This window comes from Streptomyces dioscori, assembly GCF_003024195.1.
In the GTDB taxonomy this organism is placed as follows: Bacteria; Actinomycetota; Actinomycetes; order Streptomycetales; family Streptomycetaceae; genus Streptomyces; species Streptomyces dioscori.
On the sequence record NZ_KZ679045.1, the window covers coordinates 279,270 to 298,247 of the forward strand.

The 18,978-nt window shown below is 71.7% G+C and carries 15 protein-coding genes; 8 read left to right on the forward strand and 7 right to left on the reverse strand.

All coding sequences use genetic code 11. The annotated features are described in order from the left end of the window. The first annotated feature begins 178 nt into the window (after positions 1-178). Positions 179-1,825 (forward strand): hypothetical protein, encoded by a 1,647-nt coding sequence (locus C6Y14_RS21850; RefSeq protein ID WP_404828812.1) that lies wholly within the window; start codon positions 179-181, stop codon positions 1,823-1,825. On the opposite strand, the gene C6Y14_RS21855 is transcribed toward C6Y14_RS21850, so the two are convergent. Next, positions 1,779-3,923 carry a bifunctional glycosyltransferase 87/phosphatase PAP2 family protein gene (locus C6Y14_RS21855; RefSeq protein WP_107018453.1) on the reverse strand — a complete coding sequence of 715 codons (2,145 nt, stop codon included), beginning with the start codon at positions 3,921-3,923 and terminating at the stop codon, positions 1,779-1,781. The two genes, C6Y14_RS21850 and C6Y14_RS21855, sit on opposite strands and share 47 nt — an antisense overlap. 319 nt (positions 3,924-4,242) lie before the next feature. Here C6Y14_RS21855 and C6Y14_RS21860 point away from each other — a divergent pair, with 319 nt between their 5' ends. Next, positions 4,243-4,914, forward strand: coding sequence for an O-methyltransferase (locus C6Y14_RS21860; RefSeq protein WP_107018454.1), 672 nt, complete (start codon positions 4,243-4,245; stop codon positions 4,912-4,914). 90 nt (positions 4,915-5,004) lie between these two features. On the opposite strand, the gene C6Y14_RS21865 is transcribed toward C6Y14_RS21860, so the two are convergent. Continuing rightward, complete coding sequence (locus C6Y14_RS21865) at positions 5,005-5,409, reverse strand: hypothetical protein (protein ID WP_107018455.1); 405 nt, start codon at positions 5,407-5,409, stop codon at positions 5,005-5,007. Positions 5,410-5,680: 271 nt separating this feature from the next. On the opposite strand from C6Y14_RS21865, the gene C6Y14_RS21870 reads away from it, so the two are divergent. Next, a complete protein-coding gene (locus C6Y14_RS21870; protein WP_107018456.1) occupies positions 5,681-6,085 on the forward strand; it encodes a DnaJ family domain-containing protein in 405 nt (134 codons plus the stop codon). Between the two features lie 324 nt (positions 6,086-6,409). On the opposite strand, the gene C6Y14_RS44565 is transcribed toward C6Y14_RS21870, so the two are convergent. From C6Y14_RS44565 to C6Y14_RS21885, 3 genes are all read right to left on the reverse strand, one after another. Beyond that, positions 6,410-7,150, reverse strand: coding sequence for a hypothetical protein (locus C6Y14_RS44565; protein ID WP_199854802.1), 741 nt, complete (start codon positions 7,148-7,150; stop codon positions 6,410-6,412). Positions 7,151-7,155: 5 nt separating this feature from the next. Then, a complete protein-coding gene (locus C6Y14_RS21880) occupies positions 7,156-7,857 on the reverse strand; it encodes a hypothetical protein (protein WP_107018457.1) in 702 nt (233 codons plus the stop codon). 125 nt (positions 7,858-7,982) lie between these two features. Then, the gene (locus C6Y14_RS21885; RefSeq protein ID WP_107018458.1) at positions 7,983-9,992 is read right to left on the reverse strand and encodes an MDR family MFS transporter; all 2,010 of its coding nucleotides are present in this window, start codon (positions 9,990-9,992) and stop codon (positions 7,983-7,985) included. 514 nt (positions 9,993-10,506) lie between these two features. Between C6Y14_RS21885 and C6Y14_RS21890 the strand changes: the two genes are divergently transcribed. Further along, positions 10,507-11,331 carry a peptidoglycan-binding domain-containing protein gene (locus tag C6Y14_RS21890; protein ID WP_225891202.1) on the forward strand — a complete coding sequence of 275 codons (825 nt, stop codon included), beginning with the start codon at positions 10,507-10,509 and terminating at the stop codon, positions 11,329-11,331. Positions 11,332-11,625: 294 nt separating this feature from the next. Here the strand turns inward: C6Y14_RS21890 and C6Y14_RS21895 are convergent, their stop codons facing one another. Further along, positions 11,626-12,297: an HAD-IA family hydrolase gene (locus C6Y14_RS21895; protein WP_107018460.1), complete on the reverse strand. Its 672-nt coding sequence runs from the start codon at positions 12,295-12,297 to the stop codon at positions 11,626-11,628. Between the two features lie 450 nt (positions 12,298-12,747). On the opposite strand from C6Y14_RS21895, the gene C6Y14_RS21900 reads away from it, so the two are divergent. The 4 genes from C6Y14_RS21900 to C6Y14_RS21915 all read left to right on the forward strand — a co-directional run bounded on the left by C6Y14_RS21900 (position 12,748) and on the right by C6Y14_RS21915 (position 18,055). Then, entirely contained in the window at positions 12,748-13,392 is a 645-nt protein-coding gene (locus tag C6Y14_RS21900; RefSeq protein ID WP_107018461.1) for an HNH endonuclease family protein, read from the forward strand. Between the two features lie 164 nt (positions 13,393-13,556). Next, a complete protein-coding gene (locus tag C6Y14_RS21905) occupies positions 13,557-15,239 on the forward strand; it encodes an alkaline phosphatase D family protein (RefSeq protein WP_107018462.1) in 1,683 nt (560 codons plus the stop codon). A 317-nt stretch (positions 15,240-15,556) separates the two neighbouring features. Further along, positions 15,557-17,518 (forward strand): FAD/NAD(P)-binding protein, encoded by a 1,962-nt coding sequence (locus tag C6Y14_RS21910; protein ID WP_107018463.1) that lies wholly within the window; start codon positions 15,557-15,559, stop codon positions 17,516-17,518. Positions 17,519-17,602: 84 nt separating this feature from the next. Then, on the forward strand, positions 17,603-18,055 hold the full coding sequence (locus C6Y14_RS21915; protein WP_107018464.1) for a DoxX family protein: 453 nt from the start codon (positions 17,603-17,605) through the stop codon (positions 18,053-18,055). Between the two features lie 110 nt (positions 18,056-18,165). Here C6Y14_RS21915 and C6Y14_RS21920 read toward each other — a convergent pair whose 3' ends face one another. Next, entirely contained in the window at positions 18,166-18,795 is a 630-nt protein-coding gene (locus C6Y14_RS21920) for a superoxide dismutase family protein (RefSeq protein WP_107018465.1), read from the reverse strand. Between the last annotated feature and the right edge of the window lie 183 nt (positions 18,796-18,978).

Here is an 18,978-nt window from a genome sequence, read left to right on the forward strand (position 1 = left end):
GAGCCGACCGAGCTGAACCGATCGAGCTGAGCCGATCATTCCGGACCGGACCCGACCCGACCTCCCCCCGATCGGCGAACATTTCGGGACTCGGTGAACGATTTCGATCCGCCGAGCGTCTTCACAGGTGGCACAGCCAACCCACACCTTCGAAGACTTCGAACGGAAACGCCGAGCCGTGGTCCCAGCCGAACTGTCCCCCGTCCGACAGGAGGGCGCACGGGCCGCCCGGAAGCGGGGCCTCCGACCGGTTTGGGGGCCGGTGTGGACACGCCACCGCGTGCCGCTCCTCGCCACCCTCCCGACCGTCCCGCTGTACGTGGTGTGGTGGCTGTTCCTGGCCACCGGCGGCGGCGATCTGGCCGCGCAGGAGGCCTGGGCCGACTTCGCGTCCCGGCACGGCGGCTCGGCGTACAGCCTGTTCTGGTACGGCGGGATGCACACCGCCAACTACAGCCTGATCTCGCCGTATCTGATGGCCGCCTTCGGTGTCCGGACGGTCACCGTGGCGGCCGGGCTGCTGGCCGCCTGGCTGGCCGCGGCCCTCATCGTCCGTACGGGGATCCGCCGCCCCCTGGGCCCGGCGCTGCTCGCGTCGCTGGCCCTGTGGTGCAACGTGGCGTCGGGGCGTACGACGTTCGCGCTCGGCGTCGCCCTCGGACTCGCCGCCTGTGTGCTGCTGACCCGGGAGCGGCGCCTGCCGCTGGCGTGGGCGTACGCGGCGCTCGCGACCATGGCCAGCCCGGTCGCGGGCCTGTTCCTGGTCGTCGCGGGGGCCGGTCACGCCCTCGTACGGGACCGGGCGCGGGCCGCCGCGCTGATCGCACCGCCTGTTTTGGTGGTCGGCGCGACGACCCTGCTCTTCCCGTTCACCGGCGAGCAGCTGATGCCCGCCTCCCGGATCTGGCCGCCGGTCCTGATCGGTCTCGTCGTGCTGACGCTGGCCCCGCGCGGCTGGCGGGTCCTGCGCTGGGGCGCGGTCGTGTACGCGGCGGGGACGGTCCTCACCTACCTGGTGCCCTCGCCGGTCGGCACGAACGTGGAGCGGCTGGCGGAGCTGTTCGCCCCGGCGGCGCTGCTGGCCGCGCTGCTCGCGGTGCCGCGGTCGGGGCCGACCCAGGGCCGGCGGCGTGTCGCGCTGACCATGGCGCTGGTGTTCTCCGTGGGCTGGGTCGGCAAGAAGACCGTCGACGATCTGGCGGTGTCGACCGTGGTGCCCGCCTGGGCCCATGACACCACCAGCGTCGTGGAGGCCCTGGACCGGCTCGGTGCGGACCGTACGCGCGTCGAGGTGGTCCCGGCCCGCAATCACCGCGAGGCCACCGCACTGGCCCCGCACGTGAACCTGGCCCGCGGCTGGAACCGGCAGCTGGACATGGAGCGGGGCCGGCTCTTCTACGACGGGACGTTCTCGGAGAAGACGTACCGGGCCTGGCTCGACCGGTGGGCCGTCGGCTTCGTGGTGCTGCCCTCGGGGAAGCCGGACGGCTTCGCGGAGGACGAGGCGCGCCTGGTCAGGAACGGCACGCCGTGGCTGGAGCCGGTGTGGCGCGACCCGAACTGGCGGGTCTACCGCGTGCGCGGGGCGGTACCGCTGGTGTCGGCGCCCGCCTCGGTCGTGCGGGCCGACAGCGCGGCGGTCGTGGTGCGGGTCCCGCGCCCCGGCCCGGTGACCGTGCGTGTCGCGTTCTCGCCCTGGCTGTGGGCCGAGGGGGGCTGCCTCGAAAAGGAGGGCGAGTTCACACGGCTGACGGTGACCGAGCCGGGCGAGTACCGGATCAGCTCGGGGTACGGCCCTTCGCCGGGCCCGGCCCCGCGGTGCTGACCGCCTCCGCGTCCCCGCCTTTCGCGCCCTTCTCCGCGTCCCCGCCTTCCTCGTCCTTCTCCGCGTTCGCGGCTTCCCCGGAGGAGACTGTCGCGGTCTTCGTGAGTGTGTGCGGCCGGGGCCTCGGCCCCTGGAGCAGGTAGGTCAGCCCGAAGCCGGCGCCGACGACGGCCGCGCCGCCCACCGCGTCCAGCACCCAGTGGTTGCCGGTCGCCACGATCGCGGAGACCGTGAACAGCGGGTGCAGCAGACCGAGGGCCTTCATCCACCACTTGGGGGCGATGATCGCGATGACGAGCCCGCACCACAGGGACCAGCCGAAGTGCAGCGAGGGCATCGCCGCGTACTGGTTGGTGAGGGCGGTCAGCGTCCCGTAGTCGGGCTGGGAGAAGTCCTGCACGCCGTGCACGGTGTCGATGAACCCGAGGCCCGGCATCAGCCGCGGCGGAGCCAGCGGGTAGAGCCAGAAGCCGACGAGCGCGAACAGCGTGGCGAAGCCGAGCGCCGAGCGGGCCCAGCGGTACTCGGCGGGCCTGCGGGCGTACAGGACACCGAGCACGGTCAGCGGGACGACGAAGTGGAACGACGTGTAGTAGAAGTTGAAGAAGTCCTCAAGCCAGCCGATCCCCACGACCGCGTGGTTGACCCAGTGCTCGATGTCGATGAAGAGGAACTTCTCGATCGAGTGGATCTGCTCGCCGTGCTGTTCGGCGGTGGCCCGGCCCCCGGTGTTGGTACCACCGGTCGCCGCCAGCCTGACCTGCTGGTACGCGGAGTAGCCGACGCGGATCAGGAGCAGTTCGAGGAGCAGATTCGGCCGGGTGAGGACCCGGCGCAGGAAAGGCAGCAGGGGGACGCGCTTCCAACGGGTGGGCACCGGCCGCGCGTACTCGGTCGGGACCGGTGAGCGGTAGTACTCCGACGTACGGGACAGAAACGGAACCACGGTCGCGGCGGCGAGGGCGGCGAGCAGGACGACGTTGTCGCGCAGCGGGTAGAGCGACTCCATGTTCGGCAGCATCATCTTGGCGGGCAGGGTCATCACCAGGATGACGGCGACCGGCCACACGTACCGGTCGCCCGCCTTCTTGCCGACGCGGCCGACCAGTGCGAGCAGTACCCACAGCAGCTGGTGCTGCCAGGTGGTCGGCGCGACGGCCACGGCGACGCAGCCGGTGACCGCGACGGCGAGCAGCAGCTGCCCGTCGCGGGCGTAGCGCACGGCGCGGCGCAGACCGAGGACGGCGACGGCGGTGCCGAGCACCAGGAAGAGCCCGATCTCCAGCGGCCCCTCGACGCCGAGCCGCAGCAGCGCGCCGTGCAGCGACTGGTTGGCGAGATCGTCGGCGGGCCGCCCGAGCCCGACCCCGGCCAGGTGATGCACCCAGTACGTGTACGAGTCGTGCGGCATCGCCGCCCACGCGAGGGCGGTGAGCGCGGCGAAGGTGAGCGCGGAGGAGACGGCGGCCCGGCGGCGGCCGGTGAACCACAGGAGCGGCGCGAACAGCAGGACGGTGGGCTGCAGGGCGGCGGCGAGGCCGATCAGTACCCCGCTCGCCCGTTCCCCGCGCACGGCGAAGCAGGCGAGGAGCACGAGGAGGACCGGGATGATGCTGGTCTGGCCGAGGTACAGGGTGTTGCGCACGGGCAGCGACAGCATCAGCAGGCTGATCGCGACGGGGGCGGCCAGCAACGCCGTACGGCGGCTCACGGGGTGTGGCAGGGCGCGGGCGGCGACGAGACCGAGGGCGACCACCAGCAGCAGGGTGCCGAAGGTCCAGCCCCAGCCGAGGGCCTGCTCGGCCGCCTTGGTGAGAGGCTTGAGGACCAGTCCGCCGAAGGGTGTGCCCGTGAAGCGCGTCGAGTCGTACAGCGAACCGTTCACATGCAGCACGCCGTCGGGCCCGACCCAGGTCTCCAGATCCGTCAGGCGCTCACCCCTCGGCGTACTCAGGACGACGGCGACCTGTCGTACAGCCAGGACTGCGGCGATCAGCCACAGGCCCGCGCGGACCAGGCCCAGCCGCGCTCTGGCCGCCTCGGGCGCCGTCGCCCCGAAGGGATCACCTGGTCGTCCGCCGTGCTCCACATTTGCCACGTGCCGTCGGCCCTCCCGCCCCGTTCGTCCTCTACGCCCCATGAGCCCCAAGAGTCCCGGGGGTCCCGTGCGTCTGTTTCCTGTTCGAACCCTAAGAGGCTCGCACCACCCCCGATGTGAGACGCGGGCAACCCCCTCTTCACCTGACGTCCTCCATTCTTTTGTCCCGATGGAGGTGTTGTAAGGCCGAAGAGCGTGCCCGTCACGTCGCCACGCGAGGCCGTGACGGGAATACAACCACCCGACTTGCCGGGAACCGGCTATATTCGGCTACGGAACTAGTTAGCACGTCTAACTAGATGAACGAAAGGTTTGCCGCATGACCGAGCCGCAGCTCTGGCGCGATGTGGACGACTACTTCACCGGGCTCCTCGCCCCGCCGGACGCCGCCCTGACCGAGGCGCTGCACGACAGCGACGCCGCCGGACTTCCGCAGATCAACGTCGCCCCGAACCAGGGCAAACTGCTGCATCTCCTCGCCGTGATCCAGGGCGCGACCCGCATCCTGGAGATCGGCACGCTCGGCGGCTACAGCACCATCTGGCTGGCCCGCGCCCTCCCCGAGGACGGCCGGCTGATCACCCTGGAGTACAGCGAACAACACGCCGAAGTGGCCCGGCACAACCTCGCACGGGCCGGTCTGGACAAGATCACCGAGGTCCGGGTGGGGCCGGCCCTGATCGGCCTGCAGACGCTGGCCGACGAGGACCCGGCACCCTTCGACGTGGTGTTCATCGACGCGGACAAGGTGAACAACCCGCGCTACGTGGAGTGGGCGCTGAAGCTCACCCGGCCGGGCAGCCTGATCATCCTCGACAACGTCGTCCGCGAGGGCGCCGTGACCGACGCCACCAGCGACGACCCGAGCGTGCGCGGCACCCGCGAGGCGCTCGACCTCTTCGCCGCGCACCCCAAGGTGAGCGCCACGGCGATCCAGACGGTGGGGGTCAAGGGGTACGACGGGTTCGCGCTGGCACGCGTACTGCCGTAGGCGCCGCGAGCTGCGGACCCGGTGCAGGCGCCACGAGCGGCATGCGTACCGACGCGTACCTGGCGCGTACCCGGCGCGCACCCGGGGGCGTCAGACCTCGTGGTAGAAGCCCACGTTCACGCTGCGCGGGCCGGTGCGGTCGTGGATGACCAGCTCGCCCGAACCGCCCCTGGGCAGCTGCGCCGTCCCGCCGTACGGCAGCGGCTGCTGGACTCCGCCGCCTCCGCCCACCAGCGAGAACCGCACCTCGGACGACGGGTCGTCGTGCGTGCCCCGCAGCCAGGTCACCTGCCAGGTCCCCTCGGGCCCGCACAGGAACTCCAGGTGGACCCGCGAGACGAACAGCCAGTCGTCGGGCGTCGCGAGGCGGCACGCGCCCCGGTCGCGCCCCACCCGCAGCACGGCGCCGGGGTCGCTCGGCGCGTCGGCCATCTGCATTCCGGCCGTCGCGCCGGCGTCCGTCCCGGACACCGAGGCCATGGTGAGTTCGAGCACGTGCGCTCCTTCGTTCCCGCGCGTCCCGCGTTCCGCGTTCCGACGTACCGATTGTCCCGCGCCGGGACGTGTTCGATTCCCGGCGACGTATCGCCGCCGAATGATAGAGCGCCGAGACGTACGGCGTCCGGCACAGTCGCATACCGCTCCGCACCGTCCATACCGTGCGGCACGGTTGCATACCGCTCGCCGGTCGCGCGCGGCCTCCGAACGGGGTTCCTGGACGAGGTTCCGGAACGGGGTTCCCGAACGGCTTTGGCACAATGGACGTATGACCGAGCGCAAACCTCCCGGGGTCGGCTTCGAGTCCTGGGTCGACCGGCAGATCCGCGAGGCGGAGGCACGCGGCGAGTTCACCGAACTCGTCGGTGCGGGCAAGCCGTTGCCGAGCGGCCCCGACACGTCGTACGACGAACTGTGGTGGATCAAGCAGAAGATGGCGCGCGAGGGCATGTCCGTGCTGCCTCCCACGCTGGCGCTGCGCAAGGAGGCGGAGGAGGCGCTGGAGCAGGCCGCCGCGGCGCCGTCGGAGCGGGTGGTGCGGCGGATCGTCACGGAGATCAACGCGAAGATCCGCGACATGATGTTCAAGCCGCCACCGGGGCCGCCCCTGGGTCTCAAGCCGTACGACGTGGAGGAGATCGTCCGCGCGTGGCACGAGCGCCGGGCGGCCTGACCTCCGACGGCCACGGCCGATCGGCTCACCGACCGCCCGCCACCACCACACGCCCAATGCCGCCGGAGCCCGTCCACCGGGCGGCCCGGCGCCCGGCCGCCGTCACGCCCTCCGATGCGCCGGAACGAGCGGCAAGCGGCGAGGTGGGCACGCCGTGCCCGTCGTGGGCCCTCGCGGCGCCCCGGACCCGCGACGCGCATCCAGCGCGCGGGTGCGCCCATGAGTGAGGCCCCGCCCGGCACATGTGCCGGGCGGGGCCTGTCCGCTCAGTCAGCTCAGCTCGACCGACCGACCACGCAAGCCAGTTGCGCGGATACGCCGGGGTCAGATCCTCAGCAGCCGTTCCGTCAGTTCGCGGTAGTCCTTCAGGGCCAGCCGCAACTGCTCCGTGTCGGCCTTGTCGTCGGCGGAGCCCTGCCAGGACGTGCTCAGGGCGCGGCGCCGCTGGGTGACGGCCTCGGTGAACCGTTCGGCGACCTCCTGGAGCACCCGGTCCGCCTCCTCGACCGAGCCGCGGGGCCCGTCGACGAACCCGGCGACCGCGTGGTGCAGCTGCTGCGACCACTTGTCGCCCTCGTCGTGCGGCATGAGCCGCCCGCCGGAGTCCGTACCGGTCCTGCTCCCGGCGTTCACCCGCGCCTCGGCGCCGAGGACGCCCTCGCGGGACGCGCCGCTCCGGCCGGCCGCCGGGGCCGCCTTGGGGGTGCCCGCCGCGGCCTTGCCCCCGCTGCCCGCGATGCCCTCGCGCGCCGGTGAGCGCTCCTGCTCCGGCGTACGCGGGCCCGTGGCGGCCGGAATCCGCCCGCCGACCATCGTGTCCTGGCCGTCCCGCACCCGCTCCTGGGCCGCCGTGTCCCGGCCGCCGAGCACATCGTCACGCGCCGCGGAGCCCGTCCGCGCCGAGGCCTCGGGCCCCGTCGCACCCGCGTTGCCCGTGAGCCGCCCGGCCGCGGACCCGCCGCCGTGCGCCGCGCCACCCGTTCCCGGCGTCCTGGTCACTTCGCCCCGCTCCTCGCGCTCGTCCCGCCGGTCCTTGAAAGGTCCTGCCGTGGTGTTGTCCGGCATACGTGTCAACTCCCCTTCACATGGCGCCTGTTGAGCGCCCACGGCGCGTGCGAACGGCCGCGGGAGCTGTCGGTTCGAGTGGTCTCGGCCGTTTCCTCGCCACCGTCCCTGTCGGCCTTCCGCAGCTGCGCCCTGTCGCCGCGCGCGGAGGTGGTCGACGAGGTGGTCAGGGCCTCGAAGAGCGCACGGGCCTCGACCAGGGACTCACGCAGCTCCTCCGTGTCGCCCCGGTCCGGGCCGGCGCCGTTCGGGTGCGCGGCCAGGTGGACCCGCCGGTAGCCGTTCACGTGGTGCGCGTGGTGCACGGAGAGCGCGGAGAGCTGCTCCTCGTAACGGTCGCCCGCCGGGAAGCCGCGTGCGCCCGCCACCTCGCCGAGCAGCCGGTCCGCCTCGACGACGGCGTCGCGCGGCGAGTCGACGAACTGCTCCTGGATCGCGGTCCAGCGGACCGTGTAACGGTCGAGCGCCGCGGGCTCCAGCGGCTGCGGGCGCAGCGACCCGTGCCGCTGCACGCGCTCCTCAAGCTCGCGTTCGGCGGCCTGCGAGTCGCCGTCGTGCCGGGCGAGTGCCCGGTCGTACTCGGGCCCGAAGCGCCGCTTCAGGCTCTGCCCGCCGCCCGCCCCGCGGGCCATCACGAGCCGAGCGATCACGGCGGCGACGACGGCCACCACGATCACGATCAGAACGATGATCACGCCTGTGGACATGGATTGCCTTCCGGGTTCTGGGCCCAGCGGGCCGCTTCTTCCGTTCGGGTTGCCCGGACTTCGGCTGCCAAACGGCCCATGGCCGGATCCACGTCACGAGAACCCCAAGTGGGCCCCGATTCACCTCACTTGGTGAGCCACGACCGCCCGGCCGGCTTCGGCGACGAGTCCGCGTAGGGCCGTTCCGCGTCGGAACCGCACAGCTCGGAGTTGAGTTCCGTCACGAGCTGGGCGAGGTCGGTGGGCCGGTCCGGGCCCCACCAGTCGCCGAGGAGTTCGGCCAGGGACTCCTCGCGGGCCGCCGCCAGCTTCCCGGCCACTTCCCGCCCCTGTTCGGTGAGGACGAGGTCCAGTCCCTCCCGTACGCCGAGACGCCGCTCCTCCACCTGGCGCGCGGCCGCGATGACGATCTGCAGGGGCACCCCGCTGTGTTCGGCGAGGGCGGCGGGCTCGGCCCAGCCGTAGCGCCTGATGCGCAGCAGCAGCCAGCTCGCGGCGGGCAGCAGGTCGTATCCGGCGCGGTCGGTGATCTTCTCGTAGATCTGCCGCCGCCCCTCCCGGGTGCCCAGCACGGACAGCGCGCGGCACACCTCGTCGTACGAGGAGCGCTCCACGGGGTTGCTGGCGAGCGTCTGGGTGGCGTCGGGTGCCGTCACCGAGCCCCGCAGTCTGTCCTCGCGCAGGAACCAGGCCAGTACGAAGCCGACGGCGGCGACCGGGGCCGCGTACAGGAAGACGTCCGTGATGGAGACGGCGTACGCCTCGACGACGGGTGGCCGGAGCGCGGCCGGCAGTTCGCCGATGATCTTCGGGTCGGATTTGAGCGCGTCGGCGCCCAGGCCGGCCGGGAGGGTCTGCCCGCGGAGCACGTCGGCCAGTTCGCCGCTCAGCCGGCTGGTGAAGACGGAGCCGAAGATGGCCACGCCGAACGAGGCGCCGATGGACCGGAAGAAGGTGGCGCCGGAGGTCGCGACGCCCAGGTCCTCGTACGAGACGGCGTTCTGCACGATCAGGACGAGGACCTGCATCACCAGACCCAGCCCGAGCCCGAAGACCAGGAAGTACAGGCTCATCTCGGCCGTGGAGCTGTCCACGTCGAGCCGGTGCAGGAGCAGCAGTCCGAGGGCCGTGACGGCGGTGCCCGCGATGGGGAACACCTTCCAGCGGCCCGTACGGCTGACGATCTGGCCGGAGACCGTCGAGGAGACCAGCAGTCCGGCCACCATCGGCAGCATGTGCACGCCCGACATGGTGGGCGACACACCCTGGACGACCTGCAGGAACGTCGGCAGGTACGTCATCGCGCCGAACATCGCGAAGCCGACGACGAAGCTGATCACCGCGGCGAGGGTGAAGGTGCGGATCCCGAACAGTTTCAGCGGGAGCACGGGTTCGGCGGCGCGGCGCTCGACGGCCACGAACGCCACCGCGAGCACGACGCCGAGGACCGCGAGGCCGATGATCTGCGGCGAGCCCCAGCCCCAGGTGTTGCCGCCCAGCGAGGCGACGAGGACCAGGCAGGTGGCGACGGCCGCGATCAGGAACGTACCGAGGTAGTCGATCGTGTGCTTCCGCGAGCGGACCGGGATGTGCAGGACGGTGGCGATGACGGCGAGCGCGACGACCCCGACGGGCAGGTTGATGTAGAAGACCCAGCGCCAGCTCAGGTGCTCGGTGAACAGCCCGCCGAGCAGCGGCCCGAGCACACTGGTCGCACCGAAGACGGCACCGAAAAGCCCCTGGTACTTGCCCCTCTCCCGGGGCGGAACGATGTCGCCGACGATCGCCATCGACAGCACGATGAGCCCGCCGCCGCCGAGGCCCTGGAGCGCGCGGAAGGCGATCAGCTGGGGCATGTTCTGCGCCATACCGCACAGCGCCGAGCCGATCAGGAAGATCACGACAGCGATCTGGAACAGTTTCTTCCGCCCGTACTGGTCACCGAGCTTGCCCCACAGCGGGGTGGCGGCCGTGGAGGCCAGCAGATACGCCGTGACGACCCACGACAGATGGTCGAGCCCGCCGAGATCACTGACGATGGTCGGCAGCGCGGTCGACACGATGGTCTGGTCGAGCGCGGCCAGCAGCAGCCCCAGGAGCAGCGCCCCGATGGAGACGAGGACACCGCCCTGCATGGGCGGAGGAACGGCGGTGGCACCGCGCGAGTGGTCCCGTGGATGCAGTGGCCCCGGCCCTTCGGGGACCGCGGGGTCCACGCCCCGGTCCCCCCTGCCGCCACTCCCCCTCCCACCCTTCCCACCTCTGTCGCCCCTGTCGCCCCTGCCGTGCGCATCCTCGGCCATGAAGACCTCCCGGCCAAGAGAATCCCGTTCCTGTCCCGTTCCTCTTCCATCCTGGTCGGTGTGACCGGTTATGGCCTGTTGGATCCGGCCAGGAGTTCGGGATTCCGGGGGTAACCGGGAGATTGTGTGGAGGGGGTCTGCATAATCGCTGGAGTTCGTACGGGGAAGGATCCACGACGTGAGCGACCGGAGCGGTCATATATGCCCGGAATGCGGGGCACCCAGGGAGTCCGGGGGCTCGCCGACATGCGGCTGCGCCCGCAGAGCGGCGGACGAGCTCCTGGAGACCCGGTCCGCGGAGACGGCGGCCGCGGAGGACTTCGATCCACTGCGCATACGCCCCTACGTGGACCTGGACGTACCCGCGGAGGGCGCCGCCGCGGGCTCCGGTAGCGACCCGCAGGCCCCTTCGACACCGGAGCCCGGTCACGGGCCGGACGACCGGGCGACCATCGCGATCCCTCTTCAGCGCACCCCGCCCGACGACTTCCCGACCCCGGACACCCACGCCGCGGACGACGGTTACGACGACCCCGCGGCACCCTCGGACACCCCCGGGAACACGGGCACGGGCACGAGCCGCCGACGTCGTCTCGTGCTCGTCGGAGCCGGCGCCACGGCGGTCGTGGTCGCGGCGGCCGGGTTCGCGAGCGGACTGTTCTCGTACGAGTCGCCGTCGCGCGACGGCGCGGCCCCGGACGACATCCGCGCGAGCGTGCCGGACACGGCGGTGGACGAGCCGTCCCCGTCGGACTCCGGGTCACCGTCGGCGTCGGAGTCACCTTCGGAGTCCGCGTCGGCGAGCGACAGCCCGACACCCTCGGCCTCGGAATCGCCGAGCACCTCGGCGACCCCGTCCAGGACGACCGCCACGACACAGGCACCCTCACCCGAGAATTCGGCGGTCAGCACGTCGCCACCGACCACCGAGCCGACCGACAAGGCGGGCCCGGCGGTGCTGCGCCGCGGCGACGAGGGCCCCGAGGTCACCGAACTACAGCTGCGCCTCAAGCAGTTGGCCCTCTACGTGGGCGACGCGGACGGCGACTACGACAACCGCACGGAGAACGCGGTACGCAACTACCAGTTCACCCGAGGCATAGACGACGACCAGGGCGTCTACACAGAAAAAACCAGATCCCGCCTGGAATCAGAAACAACAGAACCCTGACCCCGCCCCCCGCTGGACAGCACGCGCCCTCTTGGGCTTCCAGGGACGCGGGGAACGGCGCAGTCTTCGGTTTCTGGAGGCACGGGGAACGGCGCAACCTTCGGCTTCTGGGGGCACGGGGAACGGCGCAGTCTTCGGTTTTTGGGGGCGCGGGGAACGGCGCAATCTTTAGCTTTTAAGGGGCGCGGGGAACTGCGCGACCAGCCCCCACCGGAGCCGCACCCCACACACAACCCCACCCCGCACAACCCCACCCCACCCCGCCCCGCCCCGCCCGGAGGGCCATGCGGGCCGTCACACCACCCGCAACCGAACACCCCCACCTTCGACCCCCTCGACCCGAACCCCCCGAAGATCCCTAACAACCACATCAGGCCGATGAACCCCGGCCCGAGCCCCCACCCCCACCACCCGCATCCCCGCGGAGCGCCCCGCCGAGATCCCCGCCCCCGAGTCCTCGAACACCACACACTCCTCAGGCGCGACCCCCAACTCCGCCGCCCCCTTCAAGAACCCCTCAGGATCGGGCTTGCTCGCCCCCACGGACTCCGCGGTGATCCGCAGCTCGGGCAGCGCGAGCCCCGCCGCCGCCATCCGCGCGGCGGACAGCCCCACGTCCGCGGACGTGACGAGCGCGTGCGGCACCCGCAACTCCCGCAGGGACGCGAGAAACTCCCCCGCCCCTTCGATCGCCACGACCCCGTCCATGTCGGCGGTCTCCTCGGCGAGCATGCGCGCGTTGTCCGCGTGGTTCTGCTCCATGGGCCGGTTCGGCAGCAGCACGGCCATGGAGGCGTACCCCTGCCGCCCGTGGACGATCTTCATGACCTCGTCCCCGTCGAGCCCGTGCCGGTCGGCCCAGCGGCGCCAGACACGCTCGACGACGGCGTCCGAGTTGACGAGGGTGCCGTCCATGTCCAGCAGCAGGGCGCGGGCGGTCAGCTCGGTCGAGGCCGTCATCGGCATGCTCCAAAGGCGTGTGTTCGAGACGCGGATCGGAACGCGCGTCGAGGTGTGGATCAAGAAGTGGGTGAAGAAACAGATCAAGAAGTGGATGAAGAAGTGGATGAAGAAGTGAATCAAGGCGTGAGTCAAAGCTCGGAAGCAAGCCGCGGGTAGGAACCCCGCACGCCTCCGGGGGAACAAGGTGGCCCCGCCCGCCGGTCAGGGAGTGCGAGCGGGGACCACTTTGTTTCTCCACGGTACAAAACAAAAGGGCAATCCCGCTACCCACCCCCGCACACCGACATGCACACCCGCACGCGCACCCGCTCCGGACAGAAACCTCCGTCCGACATCTTGTCCTGTCATGCCCACGTCATTAACTTCTCACCTGACGCACATCTCCCGGAAACCGGCCCCCGCGAGCATTCAGTCGCTCGCAGGTCAACTTCCCCCCACCCCTAGGGAGTTCGCATGCCGAAGGTCTACGCGCGTCGACGGCTGAGTCTAGTGGCCGCCTTCGCAGGTCTGATAGCCCTGGCCGGGCTTTTCAACGGCCCGGCCGCCTCCGCCGCGCTGCCCACCCCGGTCAGCGCCGCCACCGCCCGCACCTACCTCGCCTCGCTCACCGTGGCGACCGAGGACCGCACCGGATACGACCGCGACCTGTTCCCGCACTGGATCACCATCAGCGGCACCTGCAACACCCGCGAGACCGTTCTGAAGCGTGACGGTACGAACGTCGTCACCAGCTCCGCCTGCGCGGCCACCAGCGGCTCCTGGTACTCCGTCTACGACGGCGCCACCTGGACCGCCGCCTCCGACCTGGACATCGACCACCTCGTGCCGCTGGCCGAGGCCTGGGACTCCGGCGCCGACAGCTGGACCACCGCCCGGCGCCAGGCCTTCGCCAACGACCTGACCCGCCCCCAGCTCATCGCCGTCACGGACAACGTGAACCAGTCGAAGAGCGACCAGGACCCGGCCGAGTGGATGCCGTCCCGCACGGCCTACGCCTGCACGTACGTACGCGCCTGGGTCCAGGTGAAGTACTACTACGACCTCTCCGTCGACTCCGCGGAGAAGAGCAAGCTCACCTCGGTCCTCAGCGGCTGCTGACCCGGCCCGGAACCCGAATCGGACCCGTACCGGACCCGCATCGGATCCGGTATCGGACCCGTACAGCTCGCGATCTCCCGCCATCTCACGCGATCTCTCGCCGGAACCTCCCCACCGGCCTCCGTCGTTCCGTACCGTACGGGGCGACGGAGGAGGGTGATCACGTGGCGAGCCTGCGCCTGGGTCCATTGCTGAGGTATGTCGACGGCTCGTCCGCGACCGTGTGGGTCGAGGCGAGCCGTCCGGCCACCGCCGAGGTGCGCTGCGCGGACGGCTCGGGCGGTGAGTCCCGTACCTTCCAGGTGGCGGGCCATCACTACGCCCTGGTCCCGGTCACCGGACTGACACCGGGCACCACCACCTCGTACGAGGTGCTGTTCGACGGGGAGCGGGTCTGGCCCCTCCCCGACTCCCCCTTCCCGCCCTCGGCCATCCACACCCCCGTGGACGACCACGAGACGGTACGGGTCGCCTTCGGCTCCTGCCGCTGGGCCTCACCGCCCGAGGGCGAGAAGGACCCGGTCGGCCCGGACGCCCTGGACACCCTCGCGGCCCGGATCGCCGCGGACCCGCGGGGCGAGCGCCCGGACGTCCTCCTGCTGCTGGGCGACCAGGTGTACGCGGACGAGGTGTCCAAGGCCACCCGCCACTGGCTGCAGTCCCGCCGCGGCCTGGACCAGCCGCCCGGCGCCGAGGTCGCGGACTACGAGGAGTACACGCACCTCTACTACGAATCGTGGCTCGACCCCGAGGTCCGCTGGCTGCTCTCCACCGTGCCCAGCTGCATGATCTTCGACGACCACGACGTCATCGACGACTGGAACACCAGCGAGGCCTGGGTCTCCGACATGCGGGAGACCCCCTGGTGGCGCGAGCGCGTGCTCAGCGGCCTGATGTCGTACTGGGTCCACCAGCACCTCGGCAACCTCTCCCCCGACCGCCTCGCCGAGGACCCCCTGTACGAGGAGGTCCGCGCCACGCCCGACGGCACGGACGCCCTGCGCGCCTTCGCGGCCCGGGCCGACGCCGACCCGGCCTCGGTCCGCTGGAGCTACCGCCGTGACTTCGGCCGTACCCGCCTCGTGATGGTCGACAGCCGCGCCGCCCGCGTCCTCGACGAGCAGAACCGCTCCATGCTCGACACCGAGGAATGGGACTGGCTGCGCGACCAGATACAGGACGGTCACGTCCTGGACGAGCAGGCACCCGAAGCCCCCGACACCCCTGGCGCGTACGACCATCTCCTCATCGGCACCTCCCTGCCCTGGCTGCTCCCCAACCTCGTGCACGACGCGGAGGCGTGGAACGCCGCGATGTGCCGGGGCGAGCGGGGTGAGCGCTGGGCGCGGCGGGGGGAGAATCTGCGGCGGGCGGCCGACCTGGAGCACTGGGCCGCGTTCCCGTCGTCCTTCGACAAACTGGCGGAGCTGATCGCCGAGGCCGGTTCGGGCCCACTGGCACCCGCGACGATCTGTGTGCTGTCCGGGGACGTGCACCACGCGTACGTCGCCGAGCCGGTCTGGCGGGAGGGGCTCGCGGGCCCCGACGCCCGCGTGGTCCAGCTGACCTGCTCCCCCGTCCACAACTCCATCCCGCCGTACATAAGGGTCGGTTTCCGCTTCGGCTGGAGCGGGGTGGGGCGGGCGCTCGGCCGGCGGTTCGCCCGGCACGGCAGGGTCGCGGCTCCGCCGGTGGACTGGCGCAAGACCGGTGGGCCCTGGTTCGGCAATCAGCTGATGACGCTGACGCTGAGCGGGCGTTCGGCCCGGTTGCGGCTTGATCACGCGCGTGAGGAGCGGGGTGGTGGGGCGCGGTTGAGGACGATCGTGGAATCCGTCCTGAGCTGAGCGCGCCCCTGGGGCGGTTGCCCGGCTGCCGGCCCGGTGGGAGTCGGGCACGCGGTTCCCCGCGCCCCTTGCGGGGCGCTGCCCCTGGCCGGACGCCGCCTCCTGACCGGACCTCGTACGTCTATCGCCTGTGTTGCCGTGATGTTGGTGCTTGGTGCGCATGCGTCCCGAGCGTCCCGTGAGGCATGCCACAACCGGTGCCGTTGATCCGCTTCAGGGGTCGGTTCCCGTGGTGCGCGACGGCATGATGATGCGGACCGTCCGCTTCCACCGGGGCGGTGAGCCGCGCATGCCCCACCTGTCCGGGAGTCACACCCTTGTCGGAACCAACAGACCGCCTCTCCGTGGCCCTGGTCGGCGCCGGACCGCGCGGCACCAGCGTGCTGGAACGCCTGTGCGCCTCCGCGCCCGAACTCCTCACGCCCGGCACGCGCCTGACGGTCCACGTCGTCGATCCGTCCCCGCCCGGCCCCGGCCGCGTCTGGCGCACCGCCCAGCCCGCCGAGCTGCTGATGAACACCGTGGCCTCCCAGGTCACCCTGTTCACCGACGACAGCGTGGACTGCTCGGGCCCGATACGCCCCGGGCCCGGCCTGCACACCTGGGCGGGCTCGCACGCGGTCGGACCGCTGGGGCCCGATGACTATCCGACCCGCGCCCAGTACGGCCGGTACCTGGAGTGGGTCTTCGGCGAGGTGGTCCGCGGGGCGCCGCCCGCGCTGCGGATCGAGACGCACCGGGCGCGCGCGACCCGCCTCGACGACGCGGCCGACGGCCGCCAGACCCTCGTACTCGACAACGGCCGTGTCCTGACGGGCCTGGCGGCCGTGGTCCTCGCCCAGGGCCATCTGCCGGCCGTGGCGGACCAGACGCAGGAGCGGCTGTCCGCGCACGCCGAACGCCACGGGCTGCGCCATGTCCCGCCCGCCAACCCGGCGGACCTCGACCTCTCCCCCGTACTCCCCGGCGAGACCGTCCTGTTGCGCGGCCTCGGCCTCAACTTCTTCGACCACATGGCCCTGTTGACGACGGGCCGCGGCGGCCGTTTCGTACGCACCCCGGCCGGTACGCGCTACCTCCCCTCGGGCCGCGAGCCGCGTCTGGTGGCCGGCTCCCGGCGCGGCATCCCGTACCAGGCGCGCGGCGACAACGCGAAGGGCCCGTACGGCCGTCACCTCCCGCTCGTACTCACCCCGGAGGTCATCTCCACCTTCCGCAAGCGCGCCGACTCGGGCGACGCCCCCGACTTCCTCACGGAGATATGGCCGTTGGTGGCGAAGGAGGTCGAAACGGTCTACTACGAGACCCTGTTGAGCCGCCGCGCCGCCGACGTCCCGGGGGCGACGGCGGTACGCGGCTTCCGCGAGCGCTTCCTCGCCGTACCGCACCGGGACCCTCAAGAGGCGCCGGTGCTCGACGAGTTCGGGGTCCCGGCCGCCGACCGCTGGTCCTGGGACCACGTCTCACGCCCGCACGGCGGACGGGTCTTCACCGGCCCCGCCGACTTCAGGGGCTGGCTGCTGGACCATCTGAGCGAGGACGCCGCACAGGCCGCGCTCGGCAACGTCGACGGCCCGCTCAAGGCGGCGCTCGACGTGCTGCGCGACCTGCGCAACGAGCTGCGGCAGATCGTCGACCACGGCGGCCTCGCGGGCTCCTCGCGCCGGGAGCACCTGGACCGCTGGTACACCCCGCTCAACGCGTTCCTGTCCATCGGCCCGCCCCGGCGCCGTATCGAGGAGATGGCCGCGCTCATCGAGGCGGGCGTGCTGGAGGTGATCGGCCCGCGTCTTGAGGTGCGGGCCGAGGACGGGGCATGGGTGGCGCACTCCCCCGACGTGCCCGGCTCGACCGTGGCGGCGACCACGCTCGTCGAGGCCCGGCTGCCGGAGCCGGACCTGCGGCGCACCGCCGACGCGCTGCTCGCCAGGCTGCTGAAGACGGGCCAGTGCCGCCCGCACACCGTGGGCGGCTACGAGACCGGGGGGCTGGACGTGACACAGCGCCCGTATCACCTGATAGACCGTCAAGGACTGCCGCACGCACGGCGGTTCGCGTTCGGCGTGCCAACGGAAGGGGTGCACTGGGTGACCGCGGCCGGGGTCCGTCCAGGGGTGGACTCGGTCACACTGTCGGACGCCGACGCGGTGGCGCGGGCCGTGCTGCGAACGGCCGCCGCCGAGGTCGGACGGGGCGCGGAGGCGGAAGCGGAACCCGTATCGACACCCGTTTCGACTGAAAAACCATGGCCCAAAGTTGAACTTGCAAGCATTGAATAGGCAGACCTAACGTAGAGCACTCACTCGGTTACGTCCCCCACCGGTCCTCCATGGACCGTAACGACACCGAAGGAGTCATCCCACATGACCGGACGCCTCAACAGCGCCCAGCCATACGCCATCGGCCTGTTCCGCATCGTCGTCGGCCTGCTCTTCGCCTGCCACGGCGCCGTCTCGCTGCTCGGCGTCCTCGGCGGCCTCAACGGCAAGGGCGCCACCGTCGAGACCGGCGCCTGGCCCAACTGGTACGCGGCCGTCATCGAACTCGTCGGCGGCACACTGGTCCTGCTCGGCCTCGGCACCCGTATCGCCGCGTTCATCGCCTCGGGCGCGATGGCCTACGCGTACTTCAAGGTCCACCAGCCCGAGGCGCTGTGGCCGATCGAGAACAGCGGTGAGGGCGCGGCCATGTACTGCTGGTCGATGCTGCTGCTCGTCTTCACCGGCTCGGGCGCGTTCGGCCTGGACCGGCTGATCCCCGGCCGCTCGTCCTCGACGACCGGGGAGAACCGCCCCTCGGAGCCCGTCGCGGCCTGACGCACGCTCCCGCCGCGCCCTCCACCTGGCCGGCCTCGGTCCGCCGCACCCTTCACGGGACGGCCTCGGTCCGCCGCGCCCTTCACGAGGCCGGCCTCGGTGGCATGGCGTCAGCCGGCCCACCCGAAGGGCACGGTGAAGCACGCCAGCCGGGCGCCCGCACCGCCCGGCTCGGCGTGCAGCACGACGGAGGCGGCCTCGCCGCGCCGGAAGTTCCAGTCGTGACGCGCACTCGCCCCGCCCTCGCCGCGGCCGTCCGCCGTGAAGTCGAGCCAGACCTCGTTCTCGGGGTCGACCGCGGCGGGGTCCGTGGACGGCCGGTGCTGATAGTGCCCGCCCGCCGCGGCCGGGTCGGCGCCGCACGGCTCCCGGTGCACATGAACCCCGTACGCGTACCCCGCCTTCAGCCCCGTCGCCCGCAGCTCCACCGTCGTACGCCCGCGTTCCTCGCTCCGCTGGCTCACCTCGATCCACGCGGCGGGCGGTACGAGTCCGGTGCCGTCGTACGTGACCGCCGCCGACGGGACGAAGGCGCCGGGCGGCGCGAACCGGGCGTCCGTACGCATCCGGTAGCCGGGCGCGGGGCCGGAGTCCGCGGGACCTGGATCCACGGGACCTGGGTCCACGGAAGCGGAGTCCGCCACACCGGTGGCGTCCGGTACAGCGGCAGCGGCGGTGAGCGCGAGCGAAACAAGAGCCCCAGCGACGAGCACGCCGGTTCTTTCCATCCCTGACGTCATCGTCGGTTCCGCTCCTTGGACGATCGGTGGTCGGTGGTCGGTGGTCGGTGGATCGTGGATCGCTGATCGGTGGTCGGTGGTCGGTGGTCGGATGCCCCTTAGTCGTTGGTACGGGACGTGCGGGCCGTCCGCCCCGGGGGTGTGGCAGCCGGGTGAACATGGTGTGGCGAACACACGAGCCCC

Excerpts from the sequence above, each read along its gene's own strand:
- C6Y14_RS21915 (WP_107018464.1), top strand. The coding sequence starts at position 17,603 with ATGACCGGACGCCTCAACAGCGCCCAGCCATACGCCATCGGCCTGTTC.
- C6Y14_RS21920 (WP_107018465.1), bottom strand. The coding sequence starts at position 18,795 with ATGACGTCAGGGATGGAAAGAACCGGCGTGCTCGTCGCTGGGGCTCTT.
- C6Y14_RS44565 (WP_199854802.1), bottom strand. The coding sequence starts at position 7,150 with ATGCCGGACAACACCACGGCAGGACCTTTCAAGGACCGGCGGGACGAG.
- C6Y14_RS21870 (WP_107018456.1), top strand. The coding sequence starts at position 5,681 with ATGACCGAGCGCAAACCTCCCGGGGTCGGCTTCGAGTCCTGGGTCGAC.
- C6Y14_RS21900 (WP_107018461.1), top strand. The coding sequence starts at position 12,748 with ATGCCGAAGGTCTACGCGCGTCGACGGCTGAGTCTAGTGGCCGCCTTC.
- C6Y14_RS21885 (WP_107018458.1), bottom strand. The coding sequence starts at position 9,992 with ATGCAGGGCGGTGTCCTCGTCTCCATCGGGGCGCTGCTCCTGGGGCTG.
- C6Y14_RS21880 (WP_107018457.1), bottom strand. The coding sequence starts at position 7,857 with ATGTCCACAGGCGTGATCATCGTTCTGATCGTGATCGTGGTGGCCGTC.
- C6Y14_RS21860 (WP_107018454.1), top strand. The coding sequence starts at position 4,243 with ATGACCGAGCCGCAGCTCTGGCGCGATGTGGACGACTACTTCACCGGG.
- C6Y14_RS21895 (WP_107018460.1), bottom strand. The coding sequence starts at position 12,297 with ATGCCGATGACGGCCTCGACCGAGCTGACCGCCCGCGCCCTGCTGCTG.